Source organism: Mesorhizobium sp. M7A.F.Ca.CA.001.04.2.1 (assembly GCF_003998485.1).
GTDB lineage: Bacteria > Pseudomonadota > Alphaproteobacteria > Rhizobiales > Rhizobiaceae > Mesorhizobium > Mesorhizobium ciceri.
Map to the genome: position 1 here is coordinate 1 of NZ_RZQT01000048.1, position 15,970 is coordinate 15,970.

The following is a 15,970-nucleotide window of genomic DNA, read 5'->3' on the forward strand; positions in this document are numbered from 1 at the left end:
TGCAAAGGTCGCCCTGAGGGATCATTGGGGTGTCTGCATTGCTCATATCAAAAAGCGAGGCGCTTTCGCACGTCAGTGACGGCAGGATCCTGTCCGCAGCCCGAAAGCGCGAGATCCTGGTGGACTTGCGGGAAGGTTTCTTTCGGATATGCGCGCTGGCCTTCGCGGGCATGTTCGTCTACCGCGGCGTGTATCACCTGATGCTCGACCCGACGCGCATCAATGTGGCGCTGGTGGCGATTTCCGAGATCCTGACCTTTACCTGGCTGCTTCTGTCGCGTCGGCCGAAGGTTCGCGACTGGAACCCGCTCACGGTGGTTGTCTCCGTGATCGCCAGCTTCGGTGTCGGTTTCATCGACCTGGAGCCGGGCGTGGCCATCATCCCGGTCCATGTTGCGGCGCCGCTGCAGGCCCTGGCGTTGGGGTTCGTGATCTGGGGAAAGATATCGCTGGGGCGTTCTTTCGCCATTCTGCCGGGCAATCGCGGCGTGATGACAGGCGGTGCCTACCGTCTGGTGCGGCATCCGATCTATGCCGGCTATCTTGCCGGCCATCTCCTGTTCCTGCTGTCGGCCTTTTCCTTCTACAATCTAGCCGTCTACGCGGTGATCACCTTCTTCCAGGTGCACCGCATCCTGCGCGAAGAGGCGCTGCTGGCCGTCACGCCGGAGTATCGGGACTATATGAAGCGCGTCCACTACAGGCTGTTCTACGGCGTCGTTTGACAAGCGCCCCGGCGCGCAGAATCGTTCGGTCTGCAACCACACTGGCAACGTTCGATCGTCTATAGACCTGCGCATTGTTTGTGCAAGCTAATATTGCCACTTTTACTGGCGTTTATTTCAGAAATTTTGTTGATATATATACCACCCTTCAATTTCAGTATTCTCTCTGTGAAGCTGAAACTCACTATCTCGCGTAGTTGATTCTGCAATCGGCTTCTCGCCATCTCCGGCCGATCGGAAAGCCCACCACACTGGTGGGCTTTCTGCGGTCCACAGGCGTGCCGGAATTAAATTCTGGTTGCCATCACCAGGATGGCCGTTTCTGTTGCTGGCGAGACTTCTTCCGCGCGCGATGCCCGCCACAATCGCGGAACGGTAGGCCTTTGGAGCGCTCGTCTTTTGAACATCGCAGCTGCGACGTTCAACCCTACGGCACCGGCTCTTATGGCGGCGGCGGCCTTGGGCTCGTGCTGCTCATCGTCATCGTGCTTGTCGTGCTCGGGCGCATCTAGCCGGGTTATCGCCAACTGATCGCAATCTCGTGAGCGCCCCAATGTCGGCGTGCACCGGATTGTGATGCAGGTAAGCCGGCTTGTGATCCTGCACTCTGCAAAACTTTCGTATGGTCATTGCGGTCCACACCCCCCCGTGGAAACAAGAGGAGAGGGTCCCACCCCTTGTCCTCCTCCAAGGCCCGCTCCGGTTCACCGTAGCGGGCTTTTGCTTGCTGGCGAGGCAAAACCGGCTCGCATCAAACCCTATGGGCGAGGCGTTCAGATGCTGGCGCCAGTCGACTACTCCATGTCAGGCACGTCACCGCTGACGAAGAGCGTGTTCGGCGGACCATATTCGCCCAGCGTCGGATCGGCCTCACGGCTCCAGGCGATGACGCCGGAATGCTTTGCCGTCAGAGCCCTGGCGGTGCGTATGGCGCGATCCTCGCTCTGCTGGTCGGCGGGTCCAAAGGCTGGGAACAACTCGCCATCCTCACCGCGATCGAACGCGACCACGACGATCAGCCTGGGATTTTTCTGGCCACTGGAATCGGACATCTTGCACCTTTGGCGCAGAACCTATCACATTGCTCGGGGTTGAAGGCCGCGAATCGATGAATGCCGACTTTGGGGAGTGGCATCGTGCAAGATCAGCGTTTCGATGAGCCGGTCAGGATTGCGCTCGGCCGATCGCGAAACTCGATCTTCAACGTGGAGCGGGTCGCTCAGGCTGCCGACATCCTGCTGAACCGCTGGCCGGTTGCGACCGGGCAAAAGCATATGGTTGCCCGCAAGGCCTGTCTGGCCGTGCTCGAGGGAAAGAAAGAAGTCTCGGCGGCAAGAGCGGCGTTCATCAACGCCGCTATCGAGGCGGACATCCTCGTCGAACCGCGTGAGGTGTCGATCCCGTAGCCTGCCCCTGGTGAAATTGAATCAGGATCTGGCTCCATCCCCTTGATGTATGCCCCTTTTTGGCGATCGCCGACCGGCTTTTCAGGGCTATTGACCTGCCTCTCGGCACGCCCTGCACGGTTATTCCGCACATTTCGCTGCCTGTTGGTCAGTCTTCGGCATCTGTTGACATAGCATCCGGGCCTCGGTATTGAACAGGATTATACAGGTTCATTGAACAGGTACCCTTATGAAGCGGCGCGCGGTTCAACTGTCTCCCGGCAGGGGCAAGCCCGAGCAGATCGCCACCGTCCTCGAACATGAGATCCGTTCCGGCGTCCTCGGTTTCGGCGACCGCCTTCAAAGCGAGAACGAACTCGTCCAGCGCTTCTCCGTTAGCCGCAATACGGTCCGCAAAGGCCTCGAGGAACTGTCCAGCCGCGGGCTGATCACGACCAAGGTTGGTATCGGCTCGTTCGTCACCTTCGACGGCAAGCCGGTCGACGACTCGATCGGCTGGTCGCGCGCGCTGGCCGATGCCGGCGCCAATGCCGAGACGCGGACGCTGCGGCTGGAGGTCATCGAAGACCCCGATCTGGCTGCGCTGCTTGGCATCGAAAGCCCGTTCTTCATCGCCGTCGACCGGGTGCGCACCAACGCCAGCGACGGCCATGCGATCTCCATCGAGCGCAGCCGGTTGCCATTGTCCTCCGAGCTCGAGGACGTACCGTTGCGCGGATTGCGCGAGGGCTCGCTGCACCAGACGCTGCGCGTCGCCGGCCTCATTCCCGACCATGGCGAGGAATGGGTCGAGATCGAGATGCTCAATGCCGAGGATGCGGCCATCCTCGGCTGCCCGCAAGGCACGCCTTTCCTGCGTGGCCGCCGGCTGACGCGCGCCGCCGACGACCGGCCGATCGAGTACGTCACCAGCCTGCTCAATCCGGCGCATTTTGCGCTGCATATGAGGTTCTGAGCGATGTCGGATGCAACCAGCAAGGCTATTGACCGCGCCATGGGGGCGCTTGTCGGCGGAGCGCTGGGCGATGCGCTCGGCATGCCGACGCAGCTTCTGTCGCCGGTTCGCATTGCCGAACTCTACGGCCATGTCGAGGATTTCATCGAGCCTTTCCCGGATCATCCGGTGTCGAAGGGACTGGCCGCCGGCACCATCACCGACGATACCGAGCAGGCGTTGCTGCTCGGCCGCATCCTGGTCGAATCCGGCGACCGTTTCGACCACGCGCGCTGGGTCAATGCGCTGCTCGACTGGGAACGCGAGGTTAAGGCGCGTGGCAGCTATGACCTTTTGGGGCCATCGACCAAACGCGCAATCGATGCCATCAACAATGGTGTGCCGGCTGAGGAAGCGGGGCGCAGCGGCGACACCAATGGTGCGGCGATGCGTATCGCGCCGGTCGGCATCATGATGCCGCTCGAACCGTTGGAAGGGTTCGTCGGCAAGGTGGCTGAGACCTGCCGGGCCACGCACAACACCTCGATTGCCATCGCCTCCGCCGCTGCCGTTGCGGCAGCCGTCAGCCGCGGCGTCGCCGGCGGTGGCTGGCGCGACGCTTCCGCCAGCGCGGTCGCGGCGGCGAGGCGAGGGGCGACACTCGGACATTGGGTGACCGGCGGCGACATCGCCGCGCGCATCGTCTGGGCGCAAGACATCGTGCACGGCAAGGCGATCAGGGATGCGATCCGGCTGATCACCGATCTGGTTGGCACCGGCGTCGCCAGCCAGGAATCCGTTCCGGCGGCCTTCGCCGTGCTGGAAGTCGCGCGTGGCGACCCATGGCAAGCAGCCGTCATCAGCGCCAATCTCGGCGGCGACACCGATACGATCGGCGCCATCGCCGCCGGCATGGCCGGCGCCTGCAGCGGTTTTTCCCGATTGCCGCAACAGCATATCGCCCGGCTTGTCGGCCTCGACATGTCGGAGGTTCGCGCGCTCGCCGCCGATCTGGTGGCCGCAAGGATGGCGAAAATCGGTTCCGGCAAGGACGCGGCGGAATGAGCGGCCGTCTCGTCCATGTCGGCAGTGCCGTGGTCGACTATGTCTACCGCATCGACGCCCTGCCGGCGCCCGGCATGGAAAAGACGGCATCGAGCTTTGCCCAGGTCGCCGGCGGCGGCTTCAACATGATGGTCGCGGCCAGCCGCACCGGCATGCAGGTGGTGTTCGGCGGCCAACTCGGCAGCGGGCCCAATGGCGATTTCCTGCGCGCTGCTTTCATAGCCGAGGGTATCGAGACACTGACGCCGCCATCGCCCGTGATGGACAGCGGCAACTGCGTCGCCATGATTTCGAGCGACGCCGAACGCACCTTCGTGTCGTGGCCTGGTGCGGAGAGCGTTCTCAGCCTCGACATGATGGCGCCGGTCGCGGTGGCACCGGGTGACTGGGTGTTCACCTCCGGCTACACGCTGAGCTACCCCAAGAGCCGCGATGCGCTCACTGATTGGATCGAGGCGCTGCCGACAGGTATTCCCTTCGTCTTCGACCCGACGCCGGTCATCACGGACATTCCGCGTCCCATCCTGTCGCGGGTGCTTGCCCGCACCACATGGCTGAGCTGCAACACGACGGAAGCCGCCGAGATTGCCGGCCCAGGCGATGTCGAGGGCCTCGCGGTACGGCTGCTGGGCGACCACTGCCCGAAGGCAGCGGGCGTGGTCATCCGCTCCGGGGCAAAGGGTTGCCATATCAGGTTGGCCGACGGCACGGCGCAGACCGTTGCCGGCTTCAAGGTCACCGCCATCGACACCAATGGCGCTGGCGACACCCATATCGGTGCTTTCGTCAGCGCGCTGGCGCGCGGCATCCCGCCCTTCGAGGCAGCGCGCTATGCCAATGCGGCAGCGGCCATATCGGTCACCCGCCATGGCGGCTCGTCGGCGCCGACCGACCACCAAATCCAGACATTCCTGAGCCATGCCGCCGATCCGTCGGGAGCAGGCCGGACACAGAAGGCCAATGCATAACAGCTGGAAAGCCTGACAAGCCCGGGAATCGGGCAAACCCACAGAGAGGAACCAACCATGCGCATGCCTGACTTGACTGCTCTGCTGACGGCGACTGCCGTCTTTACCTCCGCACTCGCATTCGCCGCCAAGGCTGACGAAGTGCATGTGCTCAACTGGAAGGGATACGGCGCCGACGAACCATGGGCGGTGGAGGCTTTCGAAAAAGCGACCGGCAACAAGGTCGTCAACGACTTCTTCAATTCCGAACAGGAAATGCTGACCAAGATCCGGACCAATCCCGGTCTCTACGACGTGGTCATGATCAATGCCGCCTTCAACGACCAGGCGATGGACGGCAAACTGATCCAGCCGATCGACGTCTCCAAATTGCCGAACTACGCCGACATCAGCAAGGACAAGGCGGGATCGCCGATGCTCGTCCATGACGGCAAGGTCTATGGCGTGCCGTGGGTGTGGGGCCTCACCGCGCTCGCGATCAACGACAAATCCTTCGACAAGCCGCCGACGAGTATCGCCGAGATGTGGGATGCCGCCCACAAGGGCCGCGTCGTCATTCGCGACGATGCCGTCGAAGCGGTGCAGTTCGGCGCCATCGCAACGGGCCAGAACATCAACGACATCAAGGATATGGATGCGGTCAAGGCGAAGCTCACCTCGCTGATGCCGCAGATCAAGACCTTCTGGAGTTCGGAGAACGACTGGAACCAGATGGTCGCCTCCAACCAGATCGACATCGGCACCTACTGGAGCGGCTCGGCCGATCGCGCCAAGACGCATTTCAAATTGCCGGTCTCTCTGGTCGTGCCGCAGGAGGGTGCCGTCGCCTGGCTCGACGCGTTTTCCATTCCGGTCGGCGCCAAGAACGTCGCCGGCGCCGAGGCTTTCATCAACTACATGATCGACCCGAAATTCTACGTCGAATGGGTCACCAAGGTCGGTGCTCCTGTCTCCGCCAACACCAAGGCGGTGGAAGCGCTGCCCGAGGATGCCTTCAACCGCAAGGTCATGGGCGACCCCGAGGTGGCCAAACGCATCCAGTTCCAGGCGCCGATCACCGATGCCCAGCGCGAAGCCTATCTGGCGCTGTGGCAGCAGTTGAAGGTCGACGTGAAATAGAGCCAACATCCCGGCCAGCCGGCGGTTCGCGCCGGCTGGCGTTTCAATCCTGGGGGAGGGTATCATGGCAGCTGCGACAGCGTCGCGAAGCGGGCTGAGATCGGCATTGCCGCTGCTGGCACCAGCCTATCTCTGGCTGACGGTGGCGATCTTCCTGCCGCTCTCGGCCATGGTCTTTTTCTCGTTCATGACCGAGCTGCCGCTGTCGGGAAAGCCGTGGACATTCACCCTTGGCAACTATGCCACCTTCTTCTCGCAAAGCCTCTATCTGACACTGCTGCTGGCCTCGCTGCGGCTTGGCCTCGAAGTGACGCTGTGGTGCGTCGTCATCGGCTATCCCGCCGCTTACGTGCTCGCCAAAGTGCTGAAGGGGCGCAGCCGCGAGGCGATCTTCCTGCTCGTCATCTTGCCGTTCTGGTCGAACGGGCTGGTGCGCATCTTTTCCTGGGCGATGGTTTTGCGCGAGGGCGGCATTCTCGACACCGCGCTCAACGCCGTGCTGCCGTTCAAGATCAACATCGACCTGATGTATTCCTATCCAGCCGTCATCATCGGGCTGGTGCATTCCTACGTGCCTTACATGGTGCTGACCTGCTATCTCACGCTGCAGGCGATCGATGACTCCCTGATTGAGGCCGGGCGTTCGCTTGGCGCTTCACGGCTACAGGTGCTGAAGCGGGTGATCATCCCGCTGTCGATGCCCGGATTGGTCGCGGGTGCGGCCCTGATCTTCGTCCCCGTCGTCGGCTCGTTCATGGAGCCGCGCATCCTCGGCGGTCGCACCGGCACCTTCTACGGCACGGTCATCGAGGACCAGTTCGTCGCCGTGTTCAACTGGCCGCTCGGTGCCGCGCTTTCCTTCATCCTGCTGGCCGTGGTGCTGGTCATCCTGGCGGTGGCGTCGCCGGTGCTGCGGAGGGCCGCGTGATGGCGACGACCCGCGTCCTCGAATGGCTTGGCCGCTTCTACATCGGCCTGCTGCTCGCCTTCCTCTATCTGCCGATCATCATCATGGCGCTGATGTCGTTCAACGTCTCGCCCTTCTACCAATTGCCGTTCGAATGGACGACCGAATGGTACGCTTCGCTGTGGCAGAACGACCAGCTGATCGCCGCCACCTGGAACAGCGTCGAGATCGCCGTCATCACCACCGTCATCTGTGTCGTGCTCGGCTCGGCGGCATCGCTGGCGCTCTATCGCTATGAGTTTCGCGGCAAGAAATTCCTGCAGGCGCTGTTGTTTCCGCCGATCGCCATTCCGTGGCTGATCACCGGCACGGCGATGCTGATCTTCTTTTTCGGCGTCGGCATCGGTCGCGGGCTGCATGCGATCCTGCTTGGCCACGTCGCACTGGCGCTGCCCTATGTCATCGTCGTCGTCTCGGCCCGGCTGCAGACCTTCGCGCCGGAGCTGGAAGAGGCGGCACGCTCGCTCGGCGCCAACCAGTGGCAGGTAACGAGGCGCGTCACGCTGCCTTGGATCATGCCAGGCGTCATTGCCGGAGGGCTGTTTGCGTTTGCAGTGTCGTTCGACCAGTTCGTGGTGTCCTATTTCCTGGCGACGCCTGGGCAGACGACGCTGCCGGTGGAAATCTACGCCGCGATCCGCAAAGGGTTCACGCCCGAGATCAATGCGGTCTCGACGATCATCATTGTCGTGTCGATGGCGCTGATGCTGCTCACGGCGCGGTTCTTCAAATTCGGCGGAGAGAAATAATGGCCGGCGTGCAGGTATCTGATGTCTCGCGCAGTTTCGGCGCACACAAGGCGCTGGACAATGTCTCCATCGATTTCGCCGATGGCGGATTCTATGCGCTGCTGGGGCCGTCGGGCAGCGGCAAGACCACGCTGCTGCGCCAGATTGCCGGTTTCGATTTTCCCGATTCGGGCCGCATCACCATCGGCGGCGAGAGCGTCGAGCGGGTGCCGGTCGAAAAGCGGCGCATCGGCATGGTGTTCCAGAACTATGCGCTGTTTCCCAATATGAGCGTCGCCGACAATGTCGCCTTCGGCCTGTCGGTGCGCGGCGAGGCCAAGGCGGTGATTGCAACGGAGGTGCAGCGCGCGCTCGATCTGGTGCAGCTCGGCAAGCTTGGTGGCCGCCGGCCGCACCAACTCTCCGGCGGGCAGCGGCAGCGTGTGGCTCTCGCCCGCGCTATCGTCACCAAGCCGCGCGTGCTGCTGCTCGACGAGCCGCTCGGCGCGCTCGACAAGGCGCTGCGCGTCGATATGCAGATCGAGCTCAAGCGCATCCAGCGCGAGATCGGCATCACCACCATCTTCGTCACGCACGACCAGGAAGAAGCGCTGACGATGAGCGACCGCATCGGCATATTGCGCGACGGCAGGCTGGTGCAGGAGGGGCCGCCGGAGGAGATCTATAACAGGCCGAAGAGCGAGTTCGCCGCCACCTTCCTCGGCGACGCCAACATTTTTCGCGGCGACAGCACGGGCGATGGCATCCGGCTGGCGGACGGAACGGCGATTGCCGTTGGTGTGGGTGCCAAGCTTGCCGCCGGCGCCAGGGCGAGCTGTGCCGTGCGGCCCGAACGCATCCGCATCGCCAGGGATGCCGGAGCACCGGATGGCAACGCCAACATGCTCAAGGGACAGGTTTCCAAGCGCATCTTCGCCGGCAGCAACAGCACCTATTTCGTCGAGCGCGCTGGTCAGACGTTGAAAGTGATTGTGCAGAATACCGGCATGGAACGGCTGGCAGAAGGTCAGGATGTCGTGCTGCGCTGGTCGCCTGAAAGCACGGTGTTGATCGCGGCGAACTGATCCTCACCGGGTCTTGCCAGACCGTCCGCAATCAGGGACAGCATAGACGGGCACGACCCGGAGCATACCGATGACCCTGGAACTGACTGCACGCGACCGATCCATGCTCGACGGCGAGCATGGCCTGTCAGCGGCTGCTGCCATGAAAATCCTGGTCGCCTTTTCCAATGCGATCGGGGCAGGTCGTCTGCTCGACATTGCCGGCGCGCATATCGATGGTTGTCTCTACCATGGCAAGGCCGGTCTCGATTTCGTCGAGCGGCTGGTCGAAGGTGGCGGCCGCGTGCAGGTGCCGACGACGCTGAATGTCGGGTCGTTCGATCTCATCCATCCCGGCATGGTGAAATTGCCGGCGGCCGAAGAGGTGCCGGCGCGACGGTTGATGAAGGCGCATCTGGAGCTCGGCTGCCAGGCGACTTTCACTTGCGCGCCTTACCAGACGCGGTTCCGGCCAAGCTTTGGCCAACAGATCGCCTGGGGGGAATCCAACGCCATCGTCTTTGCCAATTCGGTGATCGGCGCGCGGACCAACCGCTATGGCGATTTCATCGATCTGTGCTGCGCCATGACCGGACGCGCGCCGGCCTGGGGGCTGCATCTGAGCGAGAACCGGCGCGGCCGGATCTTGTTCGAACTGGCCTTTGCCGACCCCGAGCCGAGCGACAGCCTGTTCGTCGGCATCGGACTTGTCATCGGGCAAGCGAGCGGCGACCGCGTTCCGGTGATTGCCGGCCTGCCGCGGCCGCGCGACGAGGACCAGCTGAAGGCGCTGGGGGCGGCGGCGGCAACGACCGGTGCTGTGGCGCTGTTCCATGCGGTCGGCATCACGCCGGAAGCAAGGACGCTCGATGAGGTGTTCCAGGGTCATGCGCCTGACGAGACGATCCGCATTACCCGCGCCGATATCGACCATGGCCTGGCCAGGCTATCGAGCGTGCCCGACGGTGCGCCGCTGGCGGCCGTGTCGCTCGGCACGCCGCATTTTTCGCATGAGGAATGGATGCGACTGTTGCCGTTGCTGCGCGAGGCAGCACCGGGTAGGCGCATTCCGATCTATGTCAACACCGGCCGCGCGACGCTGACGCGATTGCAGGAGGAGGGCGCGCTGGCCGGTATGGAGGCGTTCGGCCTGATCCCGGTCGCCGATACCTGCACCTATGTCACATCGATCCTGGAACGTCTCGACGGCGTGGTGATGACCAATTCCGGCAAATGGGCGCACTATGCACCCGGCAATATCGGTGTGTCCGTCGCCTTCGCCGAGATGCGGGATTGCATCCGCTCTGCTGCGGCCGGGCATGTTGTGCGGAGCGCGTCATGACGCGACCGGTGAAACGAACCGGCACTTTCCAGCTGGCCGGTGACGCTGAGGGTCAGGCGCTGGTGTTTTCGCAACCGCTCAGCTTCTGGGGCGGTATCGATGCCGAGACCGGCGAGATAACAGACCATTCGCACCCCGGCCTCGGCCGAAATGTCGCCGGCAGGATTTTGGTCATGCCGAGCGGGCGCGGCTCGTCGTCTTCATCCTCGGTCCTGGCAGAGGCGATCCGCAGGGGCACGGCGCCGGCCGGTATTCTTCTGGAGCGGCCGGACCCGATCCTGGCGGTCGGTGCCATCGTTGCCGAATTTCTTTATGACATCCGCATGCCGCTGGTGGTGTGCGATATTTCGAACCTTGTCTCCGGTGATCAGATTGATATCGGCATCGGCAAAGACGGCGGGCCGATCATCAGAGTTCACCCCACCATCAATCCGGCAGAGCCACGCCGCCAATAGGCCGCCGCCAGCGTTTGATCGCGACCAAGCCCCAGCGTGTCGCGCCAACATTCGCGCACGATCTTGGCGGCAGCGGCCTCCGCCGCGAACCAGCCGAAGGCCGAACCGTCCTGCGGCCATGCCACCGAGCGGACAGCCTCGGCCAGCAGTCTGTCCTCGCCCGCCGCCACGCCATCCCGTGTCAGCCAATGCACCTCGATGCCCGTGCCATTGTTGATCACTTGTCTTTCACCATCATTGGCGATCTCGACGAAGGCGACGCCTTTTGTCCCGGCCGGTAGCGTCTCCAGCAGCCGAGCCAGCGCCGGCAAGCCGGTTTCGTCGGCGCCCATGACGTACCATTCTGCCTGCCGCACCGGACGGCCGACCGGGCCCATGATGCCAACCTTCATGCTGGGCGCGGCCTGCATGGCCCAGGCGGAGCCGACGCTCTCGCCGGGATGGATCAGGAAGTCGACATCGATGATGCCCTTTTCCACGTCGAGCGCGCGGATGGTGTAGACGCGCGCCACCGGGCGCCGGTCGTCGGTGGGCCAGACCGGTAAGCCATTGCCGCCCAGCACCGGCCACAGCGGATCGGGGACGTCCCTGGTCGGAAACAGCATGCGGATATGCATGCCGCCGAACTTGGCGAAGCGCGAGAGGTTCTCGCCGGTCAGACGAATGCGGCGCATATTCGGAGTGAGGTCGCGAACATCGGTCACCACCATCTCGCGGAACTGGGCGAGGCTGGTTTCGCCTGAGAGATCGCCGGTCCAGACGATCTCGGGGTTTTCCTCCTTGGCGTAGACCTGTACGGCTGTGGCGAGCAGGTCCTTGATACGGGCGAGCCCGTCGCGGTCGGCAGCATTGGCCCGCATCACCAGCCGCTCCATGTCGAACGAGGCGCCGCCGAAGGCAAAGCGGAAATCGATGCGCTGTCCCTGATGCGAAGCATCGGCCTCGAAGCTCCGCAGCCTGTCGGAGATGCTGTCCATGTAGTCCGGCAGACGCCGCAGGTTGAGCCGTGCCTCGCAGGCTAGTTCACGCACCGATGCTTCGTTCATTGTCAGCCTCCGATCCTGCCGGTGAGGGCCACCTTGAAGGTGCGGCCCTTGCCCTGTTCTGTTGCCGCCGAGGTCGACCATGCGCTTTGCGGATCGGTGTAGGCGGTGTTGAATATGTTATCGACGCCGAAATCGAGCTTGAGGTTGTCGTTGACGCGCCAGTTGGCGAAGACATTGACCAGATCGAAACCGTCATCGACGACCGGCACGGCGTTGGGATTGGTGCGGCTGGTGCGGGTGATCTTGCCGACGCTGAGATATTGCGCGCCGACGGTGAGCTGGTCCTCCAGCATGCGGAAGCCGATCATGGCCGAGAAGCGGTCGAGCGGCGTGTTGTTCAACGCCTGGCCGGAATAGACGCCGCTGACGACCTTGGCATCGATCAGCGCGCCGGAGAAGTTCACGAAACCCCAGCCATAATCATAAACCATCTCGGCCTCTACGCCCTTCAGGCGTGCGTCGCCGATGTTGATTGCCGTGCGCGGCAGCACGGTGAGGTCGACGTCGATGTAGTCCTCGACGTCAGTGTGGAAAACGTTGACCTTGGCGCGCAGCCGATCACCCGCCGTCAGCACATCGTCATATTTCACGTTGACGCCGGCCTCCCAGTTCTTTGCCGTCTCGGGCTGCAGCAGAAGATTGGGCCGATATGTATCACCGCCGCCATGCGCGCCGCCGCCACGGAAGACATCCTGCAGACCCGGCGCCCGGTAGCCTTCGGAATAGGTGCCATAGAGCTGGAAGCCATCGAATGGCGTGACGCCGACGGTGAGGCGCGGCGACCAACGATCGCCGAAGATCGAGGCTTCCTGCGGTGACGGGATGCGCGTCTCGCCATCGAGCTGGTAGCCGTCATAGCGCATCGCCGCGATGACCTGCAGCCAGTCCCCGTAATCGCCCTGCCACTGCAGGAAGCCGCCATAGCCCTGCTGTTGGCCAGCGCCGAAATGCGCCGCTTCCGAGGAGGCCTCGAGATAGTAGTAGTCGAGTCCGTAGGTCAGCGTATGTGCTAGTCCCCAGACGTCGAACCGCGAGGAGTTCTTCACATTGAAACCTGTCGTGGCCACGTCGTAGAAGCGGAAATTGCCGATCGCCGAGGTCGGCCAGACCTGAGTCTGCTCGGCGCGGGTGCGGTTGTGATAGGCATTGGCGCTGAAGTCGATCAGCGCGTTGTCGTCGGGCTTCCAGGTGTAAGCGGCGGTGTAGGTCTGGTTGGTGGTGTCGGTGTCATAGCGGCTCAGGGTCGGCGAGGTCGAGCCGCTCGATCCGGTGATCTGGTCGTTGTAGCGCTGCAGGATGGCGCCGAGCTTCAGCTCATGGCCATCGGCCGGCCGCAACGTCGCCTTCAGATAGCCGCTGGTCACCCGCTCGCCGGCCCATGGCACGGTGTCGCCATTGCCATCGGTGTAGCTGTCGCGGTCGCGGTAGATGAGGTTGCCGATGATATCGGCATCGTCGCTGAAGCGGTAGGCACCGGTGGTGCTGGTGGTGAAGCCGTCGCCATTGTCCTCGTAGCCGAGCTTCTCGCTCAGCGCCCAGCGCTCATCCTTCTTGAGGAAATCGCCGGCATCCTTGGTCTCGAAGGAGACGACGCCGCCGATGCCGCCGGAACCATAGGCATTCGAGACCGGACCGCGAATGACGGTGGCTTCCTTGATCAGGTCGGGTTCGACATAGAACGAGCCAGAGCCATGACCGACGCGCCAGTAGTCCTGGCGGGCGCCGTCGAGGGTGACGACGACGCGGCCATATTGCTCCAGGCCGCGGATGTTGATGGCGGTTGCGGGATCGTCGCCATTCATCGAGGCAGCGACGCCCGGTGTGGTGCGGAAGATGTCGGCGGCTGTGTCGGGCTGGATGCGGTCGAGTTCGTCCTGATCGACGGCGCTGATGGCGGCCATCGATTCGATCACCGCCGTTTTGATCATCGTTGCCGAGATGGTGATCACGTCGAGCATCGTCGCCGGCTGGTTCTGCGCGACACTGGCCGGCGCCAGGCGGCCGGTCTTGGCGGCGGCCTTTTTCTCCCGGTCCTGTTCCTGCGCGCTGGCAAGAGGCACGGCGCAGAGGCCGAGCACGAAGGCGAGCGCCGTGCTCGCCATCAATGTCGTGTTTGTTGTCGTTGTCATGCAGCCCCCAAGCAAAAGCAAAACTGCTGGCGGTGGCTGAGCGGCCTTGGCTGGCATTATTGAAAATCCCTCGACCAGGCAGGTCAGGGCACGGGTCACATATTAAAACATGATGACATAAGTCAACTTTAAATTTATAGCCGACCATCCTCGAGAAGCATCTGGCACGGGAACAGCGGCATGGTCGGCAGTTTAGGCGAAGGCAAGACGATCCACTGGTCGCAACCGGGCAGGATCGCGGCGGTGCTGCTTCTGGCACTGTCGGTGCTGGTGCCTTCCTGCGGCTTCAAGGCGCTGGCCGCCGAGACCGTTGTCGATGCGCTGGGGCGAACCGTCGTGCCGGGCGCGGCGACCCGGATCGTGACGCTCGGTTCCGACGTCACCGAGATCGTCCACGCGCTGGGCGCCGGCGGGCGAATCGTCGCTATCGATCGCGGCAGCAAATATCCGCCTGAAGTCGCGCAAAAACCCAATGTCGGCTACCGCCGCCAGCTTTCGGTCGAGGGGCTGGCCAGCCTGCGTCCCGACCTGATCCTGGCCGCAGAAGACAGCGGGCCTCCTGAAGCGGTCGAGGTGCTGAAGTCGCTGGCAATCCCGATCGTCTTGGTCCCGCAGGACAATAGCCCGCAAGGCATCGAGCACAAGATCACGTTGATCGCCGCCAGCCTTGGGCTCGAGGACAAGGGCAAGGCGGTTTCCGCCGAGGTGCTCACCGCCTTTCAGGCTGCCGCGGATCTGGCGTCGCAAATTCCGCCGGAGCGGCGCAAGAAGGTGGTGTTCTTCCATGGCCTGGTACGTCTGAGCGCTGCCGGCGCGGGTACTTCTGCCGACGCCATCATCCGCTATGCCGGCGGCCTCAACCCTATGGACATCGTACAGGGCTACAAGGCGGCGTCGGAGGAAAAACTGATCGAGATGGCGCCTGACGTCATCCTGATGATGGGCGACGGCAAGGGCGGGCCGTCGGCCGAGCTGGTGTTCGGCAACCGCGCGCTGGCGGCAACGCCGGCGGCAGCCAACAAGGCGCTGGTCGTGCTCGACGGCGCCTACATGATCGGCTTCGGCCCGCGCACATCGGATGCGATCCGCGACCTGGCGAAAGCGCTCTATCCGGAAGGGGAATGATGTCGCGAAAATCGCAAGACGGTTCGGCTGGGCAGTACAATTTCGTCGCCGAACCCCGTTGCGCTTCATAAATGCTGTCCGTCCGGATTTCTCCGGATCGGCTTCCGCCCGAACAAACTTGGCGGCTCGGCCTGAAACATTGGCACGATATTCTAAGCCGCGCGGTTGACCGTGAATGCGCTCTCCAGCCTATAATTATACTAAATTCATAGACTAACTGCAAACGCTCGGAGCGCTCGCATCTTGGCCTGTGAAAATGGTTGCACAAGGGAGCGCATCGATGCCGAAAACAGAGTCCAATCCGGTCGACCTCGGCACCAGGGCCGCCGACTTCCTGCTGCCCGACGCGCAAGGTGTGCTGCACCGCCTTGCCGATTTCGACGCCAAGCCGGCCTTGCTCGTCGCTTTCATCTCCAACCGCTGCCCGTTCGTCGTGCTGATCCGCGAGCAGCTTGCCGCTTTCGCCAGGGATTATGCGGGCAAGGGGCTGCAGGTGGTGGCGATCAACGCCAACGACCACGAGGCGCATCCGGAGGAGAGGCTCGCCCATATCGGCGAGGAGGCCGAAAAATTCGGCTATTCCTTCCCCTATCTCAAGGATGCGTCGCAGCAGACGGCGAAAGCCTATGGCGCGGCTTGCACGCCCGACTTCTTCCTGTTCGGCACTGACCGGCGGCTCGCCTATCACGGCCAGTTCGACGATGCGCGGCCGGGCAACGGCAAGCCGGTGACGGGTGCCGATCTGCGCGCGGCGGTCGATACGGTGCTGGAGGGCGGCAGGCCCACTGCCAGCCAGGCGCCGTCGATCGGCTGCAACATCAAGTGGAGCGCGGGCAACGAGCCGGTGTGGTCTTCCAGCGCGGCCCGCGCGGCCTAGCGCCTGCTTCGACTTTATTC

General features: G+C 63.3%; 17 protein-coding genes. 14 read left to right on the top strand and 3 right to left on the bottom strand.

Translation table 11 applies throughout. The features are described from left to right. The first annotated feature begins 29 nt into the window (after positions 1 to 29). Together EN955_RS16870 and EN955_RS16875 are read left to right on the top strand one after the other, a co-directional pair. Positions 30 to 725: an isoprenylcysteine carboxylmethyltransferase family protein gene (locus EN955_RS16870; RefSeq protein ID WP_024501580.1), complete on the top strand. Its 696-nt coding sequence runs from the start codon at positions 30 to 32 to the stop codon at positions 723 to 725. 383 nt (positions 726 to 1,108) lie between these two features. Beyond that, the gene (locus tag EN955_RS16875) at positions 1,109 to 1,237 is read left to right on the top strand and encodes a DUF3309 family protein (RefSeq protein ID WP_081714180.1); all 129 of its coding nucleotides are present in this window, start codon (positions 1,109 to 1,111) and stop codon (positions 1,235 to 1,237) included. 282 nt (positions 1,238 to 1,519) lie between these two features. Here the strand turns inward: EN955_RS16875 and EN955_RS16880 are convergent, their stop codons facing one another. Then, positions 1,520 to 1,777, bottom strand: a complete 258-nt coding sequence (locus EN955_RS16880; RefSeq protein WP_013530800.1) for a hypothetical protein — start codon at positions 1,775 to 1,777, stop codon at positions 1,520 to 1,522. Between the two features lie 84 nt (positions 1,778 to 1,861). Here EN955_RS16880 and EN955_RS16885 point away from each other — a divergent pair, with 84 nt between their 5' ends. The 10 genes from EN955_RS16885 (at position 1,862) to EN955_RS16930 (ending at position 10,773) form a co-directional block, all read left to right on the top strand. Next, positions 1,862 to 2,131, top strand: coding sequence for a DUF982 domain-containing protein (locus EN955_RS16885; protein ID WP_013530801.1), 270 nt, complete (start codon positions 1,862 to 1,864; stop codon positions 2,129 to 2,131). 229 nt (positions 2,132 to 2,360) lie between these two features. Continuing rightward, the gene (locus EN955_RS16890; RefSeq protein ID WP_024501579.1) at positions 2,361 to 3,086 is read left to right on the top strand and encodes a GntR family transcriptional regulator; all 726 of its coding nucleotides are present in this window, start codon (positions 2,361 to 2,363) and stop codon (positions 3,084 to 3,086) included. Between the two features lie 3 nt (positions 3,087 to 3,089). Next, positions 3,090 to 4,130 carry an ADP-ribosylglycohydrolase family protein gene (locus tag EN955_RS16895; RefSeq protein ID WP_013530803.1) on the top strand — a complete coding sequence of 347 codons (1,041 nt, stop codon included), beginning with the start codon at positions 3,090 to 3,092 and terminating at the stop codon, positions 4,128 to 4,130. Continuing rightward, complete coding sequence (locus EN955_RS16900) at positions 4,127 to 5,098, top strand: PfkB family carbohydrate kinase (protein WP_013530804.1); 972 nt, start codon at positions 4,127 to 4,129, stop codon at positions 5,096 to 5,098. The genes EN955_RS16895 and EN955_RS16900 overlap by 4 nt, the downstream gene beginning before the upstream one ends. 57 nt (positions 5,099 to 5,155) lie before the next feature. After that, positions 5,156 to 6,217 carry an ABC transporter substrate-binding protein gene (locus EN955_RS16905; RefSeq protein ID WP_013530805.1) on the top strand — a complete coding sequence of 354 codons (1,062 nt, stop codon included), beginning with the start codon at positions 5,156 to 5,158 and terminating at the stop codon, positions 6,215 to 6,217. A gap of 64 nt (positions 6,218 to 6,281) precedes the next feature. Then, positions 6,282 to 7,145: an ABC transporter permease gene (locus EN955_RS16910; RefSeq protein WP_013530806.1), complete on the top strand. Its 864-nt coding sequence runs from the start codon at positions 6,282 to 6,284 to the stop codon at positions 7,143 to 7,145. Next, on the top strand, positions 7,145 to 7,933 hold the full coding sequence (locus EN955_RS16915) for an ABC transporter permease (protein ID WP_013530807.1): 789 nt from the start codon (positions 7,145 to 7,147) through the stop codon (positions 7,931 to 7,933). The genes EN955_RS16910 and EN955_RS16915 overlap by 1 nt, the downstream gene beginning before the upstream one ends. Further along, a complete protein-coding gene (locus EN955_RS16920; protein ID WP_024501578.1) occupies positions 7,933 to 8,997 on the top strand; it encodes an ABC transporter ATP-binding protein in 1,065 nt (354 codons plus the stop codon). The genes EN955_RS16915 and EN955_RS16920 overlap by 1 nt, the downstream gene beginning before the upstream one ends. A gap of 70 nt (positions 8,998 to 9,067) precedes the next feature. Beyond that, the gene (locus tag EN955_RS16925) at positions 9,068 to 10,318 is read left to right on the top strand and encodes an aconitase X (protein ID WP_024501577.1); all 1,251 of its coding nucleotides are present in this window, start codon (positions 9,068 to 9,070) and stop codon (positions 10,316 to 10,318) included. Further along, complete coding sequence (locus tag EN955_RS16930) at positions 10,315 to 10,773, top strand: DUF126 domain-containing protein (protein ID WP_024501576.1); 459 nt, start codon at positions 10,315 to 10,317, stop codon at positions 10,771 to 10,773. Before EN955_RS16925 ends, EN955_RS16930 begins: the two co-directional genes overlap by 4 nt. On the opposite strand, the gene EN955_RS16935 is transcribed toward EN955_RS16930, so the two are convergent. Then, entirely contained in the window at positions 10,734 to 11,819 is a 1,086-nt protein-coding gene (locus EN955_RS16935) for a siderophore-interacting protein (RefSeq protein WP_024501575.1), read from the bottom strand. The genes EN955_RS16930 and EN955_RS16935 overlap by 40 nt on opposite strands. Before the next feature lie 2 nt (positions 11,820 to 11,821). Beyond that, complete coding sequence (locus EN955_RS16940) at positions 11,822 to 13,948, bottom strand: TonB-dependent hemoglobin/transferrin/lactoferrin family receptor (RefSeq protein WP_032898597.1); 2,127 nt, start codon at positions 13,946 to 13,948, stop codon at positions 11,822 to 11,824. A gap of 180 nt (positions 13,949 to 14,128) precedes the next feature. Between EN955_RS16940 and EN955_RS16945 the strand changes: the two genes are divergently transcribed. Together EN955_RS16945 and EN955_RS16950 are read left to right on the top strand one after the other, a co-directional pair. Continuing rightward, positions 14,129 to 15,073, top strand: coding sequence for an ABC transporter substrate-binding protein (locus EN955_RS16945; RefSeq protein WP_024501573.1), 945 nt, complete (start codon positions 14,129 to 14,131; stop codon positions 15,071 to 15,073). A gap of 280 nt (positions 15,074 to 15,353) precedes the next feature. Beyond that, positions 15,354 to 15,950, top strand: a complete 597-nt coding sequence (locus EN955_RS16950; RefSeq protein WP_024501572.1) for a thioredoxin family protein — start codon at positions 15,354 to 15,356, stop codon at positions 15,948 to 15,950. Positions 15,951 to 15,970 lie beyond the last annotated feature (20 nt).

Excerpts from the sequence above, each read along its gene's own strand:
- EN955_RS16880 (WP_013530800.1), bottom strand. The coding sequence starts at position 1,777 with ATGTCCGATTCCAGTGGCCAGAAAAATCCCAGGCTGATCGTCGTGGTC.
- EN955_RS16890 (WP_024501579.1), top strand. The coding sequence starts at position 2,361 with ATGAAGCGGCGCGCGGTTCAACTGTCTCCCGGCAGGGGCAAGCCCGAG.
- EN955_RS16895 (WP_013530803.1), top strand. The coding sequence starts at position 3,090 with ATGTCGGATGCAACCAGCAAGGCTATTGACCGCGCCATGGGGGCGCTT.
- EN955_RS16900 (WP_013530804.1), top strand. The coding sequence starts at position 4,127 with ATGAGCGGCCGTCTCGTCCATGTCGGCAGTGCCGTGGTCGACTATGTC.
- EN955_RS16905 (WP_013530805.1), top strand. The coding sequence starts at position 5,156 with ATGCGCATGCCTGACTTGACTGCTCTGCTGACGGCGACTGCCGTCTTT.
- EN955_RS16910 (WP_013530806.1), top strand. The coding sequence starts at position 6,282 with ATGGCAGCTGCGACAGCGTCGCGAAGCGGGCTGAGATCGGCATTGCCG.
- EN955_RS16915 (WP_013530807.1), top strand. The coding sequence starts at position 7,145 with ATGGCGACGACCCGCGTCCTCGAATGGCTTGGCCGCTTCTACATCGGC.
- EN955_RS16920 (WP_024501578.1), top strand. The coding sequence starts at position 7,933 with ATGGCCGGCGTGCAGGTATCTGATGTCTCGCGCAGTTTCGGCGCACAC.
- EN955_RS16925 (WP_024501577.1), top strand. The coding sequence starts at position 9,068 with ATGACCCTGGAACTGACTGCACGCGACCGATCCATGCTCGACGGCGAG.
- EN955_RS16930 (WP_024501576.1), top strand. The coding sequence starts at position 10,315 with ATGACGCGACCGGTGAAACGAACCGGCACTTTCCAGCTGGCCGGTGAC.
- EN955_RS16935 (WP_024501575.1), bottom strand. The coding sequence starts at position 11,819 with ATGAACGAAGCATCGGTGCGTGAACTAGCCTGCGAGGCACGGCTCAAC.
- EN955_RS16940 (WP_032898597.1), bottom strand. The coding sequence starts at position 13,948 with ATGACAACGACAACAAACACGACATTGATGGCGAGCACGGCGCTCGCC.
- EN955_RS16945 (WP_024501573.1), top strand. The coding sequence starts at position 14,129 with ATGGTCGGCAGTTTAGGCGAAGGCAAGACGATCCACTGGTCGCAACCG.
- EN955_RS16950 (WP_024501572.1), top strand. The coding sequence starts at position 15,354 with ATGCCGAAAACAGAGTCCAATCCGGTCGACCTCGGCACCAGGGCCGCC.